1 protein-coding gene is annotated in these 4,145 nt (G+C 67.8%); it reads left to right on the forward strand.

The genetic code is table 11. The features are described 5' to 3' along the window. The first annotated feature begins 135 nt into the window (after positions 1 to 135). Entirely contained in the window at positions 136 to 4,026 is a 3,891-nt protein-coding gene (locus ACZ6TI_RS09865; protein ID WP_465344607.1) for a DNA-directed RNA polymerase subunit beta', read from the forward strand. The last annotated feature ends 119 nt before the right edge of the window (positions 4,027 to 4,145 follow it).

A 4,145-nucleotide genomic window follows, 5' to 3' on the forward strand; every position in this document is an offset into this window, starting at 1 on the left:
CGCGCGCAAAGACCGCCTAAACACCCCACCCCCCCCCCCCCCACCCCCCCCCCCCCCTCCCCCCCCCCCCCCCCCCCCCCCCGCCCCCGCCGGCCTGGAATTTATCCGAGCAACGAAACACGAGGGATAGTCCAAGTGCTCGACGTCAACTTCTTCGACGAGTTGCGCATCGGCCTTGCCACTGCTGACGACATCCGCCAGTGGTCGCACGGCGAGGTCAAGAAGCCCGAGACGATCAACTACCGCACGCTCAAGCCCGAGAAGGACGGACTCTTCTGCGAGAAGATCTTCGGTCCTCAGCGGGACTGGGAGTGCTACTGCGGCAAGTACAAGCGGGTCCGGTTCAAGGGCATCATCTGTGAGCGCTGCGGCGTCGAGGTGACCCGGTCCAAGGTCCGCCGTGAGCGCATGGGCCACATCGAGCTGGCCGCGTCGGTCACGCACATCTGGTACTTCAAGGGTGTGCCGAGCCGGCTGGGCTACCTGCTCGACCTGGCGCCGAAGGACCTCGAGAAGATCATCTACTTCGCGTCGTACGTGATCACGAAGGTGGACGCCGAGTCGCGCCACCGTGACATGTCGACGATCGAGAACGAGATCTTCGCCGAGAAGCGGCAGAGCGAGAACAGCCGCGACTCGACGATCGAGGGACGCGCCGCCAAGCTGGAGCAGGACCTGGCCGAGCTGGAGGCCGAAGGCGCCAAGGCCGACGTCCGCCGCAAGGTCAAGGAGGCCGGCGAGCGGGAGATGCGCCAGATCCGTGACAAGGCGCAGCGCGAGATCGACCGTCTCGACGAGGTCCTCGACACCTTCCGCAAGCTCGACGCCAAGCAGCTGGTCACCGACGAGCTGCTCTACCGCGAGCTGCGGGACCGCTTCGGGGAGTACTTCGAGGGCGGCATGGGCGCCGAGGCGATCAAGGCGCTGCTGACGAACATGGACCTGGACGCCGAGGCCGAGAACCTGCGGGAGATCATCCGCAGCGGAAAGGGCCAGCGAAAGATCCGTGCTCTCAAGCGGCTCAAGGTCGTCGCCGCGTTCCTGAACACGCGCAACTCGCCGCTCGGCATGGTGCTGGACTGCGTCCCGGTCATCCCGCCGGACCTGCGCCCGATGGTGCAGCTCGACGGTGGCCGCTTCGCGACCAGCGACCTGAACGACCTGTACCGCCGCGTGATCAACCGGAACAACCGGCTCAAGCGCCTGATCGACCTGGGCGCGCCCGAGATCATCGTGAACAACGAGAAGCGGATGCTGCAGGAGGCCGTCGACGCGCTGTTCGACAACGGCCGCCGCGGCCGGCCGGTCACCGGTCCGGGTAACCGCCCGCTCAAGTCGCTGTCCGACATGCTCAAGGGCAAGCAGGGCCGGTTCCGGCAGAACCTGCTGGGCAAGCGCGTCGACTACTCCGGCCGTTCGGTCATCGTGGTCGGCCCGCGGCTCAAGCTGCACCAGTGCGGTCTGCCCAAGCAGATGGCCCTGGAGCTGTTCAAGCCGTTCGTGATGAAGCGCCTGGTCGACCTGAACCACGCGCAGAACATCAAGTCGGCCAAGCGGATGGTCGAGCGTCAGCGGCCGGTCGTGTGGGACGTCCTCGAAGAGGTCATCAGCGAGCACCCGGTGCTGCTGAACCGCGCGCCGACCCTGCACCGCCTGGGCATCCAGGCCTTCGAGCCGCAGCTGGTCGAGGGCAAGGCGATCCAGATCCACCCGCTCGTCTGCACGGCGTTCAACGCCGACTTCGACGGTGACCAGATGGCGGTGCACGTGCCGCTGTCGGCCGAGGCGCAGGCCGAGGCCCGGATCCTGATGCTCTCGTCGAACAACATCCTCAAGCCGGCCGACGGCAAGCCGGTCACCATGCCCACCCAGGACATGGTCATCGGGCTCTACTACCTGACCCACCTCACCAAGGGTGGCAAGGGCGAGGGCCGGGTCTTCAGCTCGGACGCCGAGGCACGGATGGCGTTCGACAACGGCGAGCTGCACCTGCAGACGCCGGTCAAGATCCGGCTGCCCGAGGTGGTCGAGGTCGACAACGGCGCGGCGGGTCCCAAGTGGGAGGCCCCCGAGGGCTGGGTCCCGGGCGACAAGCTGCTCGTGGAGACCACGCTGGGCCGGGTGCTGTTCAACGAGACGCTGCCTCCGGGCTACCGCTTCGTGAACTACGAGATCCGCAAGGGTCAGCTGTCGGCGATCGTCAACGACCTCGCCGAGCGCTTCCCCAAGGTAGCCCTGGCGGCGACCCTGGACGCGCTCAAGGAGGCCGGCTTCCACTGGGCCACCTGGTCCGGTGTGACGATCGGCATGGGCGACGTCATCGGCCCTCCGCGCAAGCCGGAGATCCTGGCGAAGTACCAGACCGAGGCGGACCGGATCGACAAGCAGTACCAGCGGGGCCTGATGACCGCCGAGGAACGTCGCGGCGAGCTCATCGAGATCTGGACCAAGGCGACCAACGAGATCTCCAAGGAGATGGAGACCGCGCTGCCGCAGGAGAACCCGCTCTGGGTGATGATCAACTCCGGCGCTCGCGGTAACCTCCTCCAGCTCCGGCAGATCGCCGCGATCCGTGGTCTGGTGGCCAACCCCAAGGGCGAGATCATCCCGCGGCCGATCACGTCGTCGTACCGCGAGGGTCTGACCGTGCTGGAGTACTTCATCTCCACGCACGGTGCTCGTAAGGGTCTGGCCGACACCGCGCTGCGTACCGCCGACTCGGGTTACCTGACCCGGCGTCTGGTGGACGTCTCGCAGGACGTCATCATCCGCGAGGAGGACTGCGGCACCGACCGCGCGATCCCGATGCAGGTGGCGGACAAGCTGGACGGCGGCAAGCTGACCGTGAACGTGCACGCCGAGACCGGTGTGCACGCCCGGACGATCGCGGACGACATCACCGACAAGGCCGGCAACATCGTCGTGCGGCGCGGTGACGACCTCAACTCGATCTCGGTGGACCAGCTCGTTGCCGCCGGCACCGAGACGGTCCGGGTGCGCAGCGTGCTCACCTGCGAGTCCAAGCTGGGCGTCTGCGCGGCCTGCTACGGCCGGTCGCTGCCGACCGGCAAGTCGGTCGACATCGGCGAGGCGGTCGGCATCATCGCGGCCCAGTCGATCGGTGAGCCCGGCACGCAGCTGACGATGCGTACGTTCCACACCGGTGGTGTCGCGGGTGAGGACATCACCCAGGGTCTGCCGCGTGTGCAGGAGATCTTCGAGGCCCGTGTGCCCAAGGGCAAGGCGCCCATCGCCGACACCCCGGGCCGCGTGCGGATCGAGGACGGCGAGCGCTCGCGGAAGATCATCGTGGTGCCGGACGACGGCAGCGAGGAGATCGTTTACGACAAGATCTCCAAGCGCGTCAAGCTGCGGTTCCACGACGGCGACCACGTCGGCGTCGGCGAGAAGCTGACCGAGGGCACCATCGACCCGCACGAGTTGCTGCGGATCATGGGTCCGCGTGCGGTCCAGGTCCACCTGACCCAGGAGGTCCAGGAGGTCTACCGCTCGCAGGGTGTGCTCATCCACGACAAGCACATCGAGATCATCATCCGCCAGATGCTCAAGCGGGTGACGGTCATCGACTCCGGCGCGACCGAGTTCCTGCCGGGCGTGCTGGTCGACCGGGCGCTCTTCGAGTCGGAGAACCGCCGGCTCGTCGGCGAGGGTGGCGAGCCCGCCGCCGGTCGCCCGGTGCTGATGGGCATCACCAAGGCCTCGCTGGCCACGGATTCCTGGCTCTCGGCGGCCTCCTTCCAGGAGACCACCCGGGTGCTGACCGACGCGGCGATCAACTCGCGCAGCGACTCGCTCGTCGGCCTCAAGGAGAACGTGATCATCGGAAAGCTCATCCCGGCCGGTACCGGCATCAGCAAGTACCGCAACATCCGGGTGGAGCCGACCGAGGAGGCCAAGGCGAAGGTGTACTCGATGACCGGGTACCCGGAGACCGACTACGGCTTCGGGCCGGCCAGCGGGCAGGCTGTGCCGCTGGACGACTTCGACTTCGGGTCGTACCGCTAGATCTGTACCGCTAGATCTGATTGACCGGGCAGGGGGGGGGGGGGGGGGGGGGGGGGGGGGGGGGGGGGGGGGGGGGCGGGGGGGGGGGGGGGGGGGGGAGGGGAGGGCCATCCGCCGAC

It is taken from the genome of Actinoplanes sp. NPDC051388 (assembly GCF_055586225.1).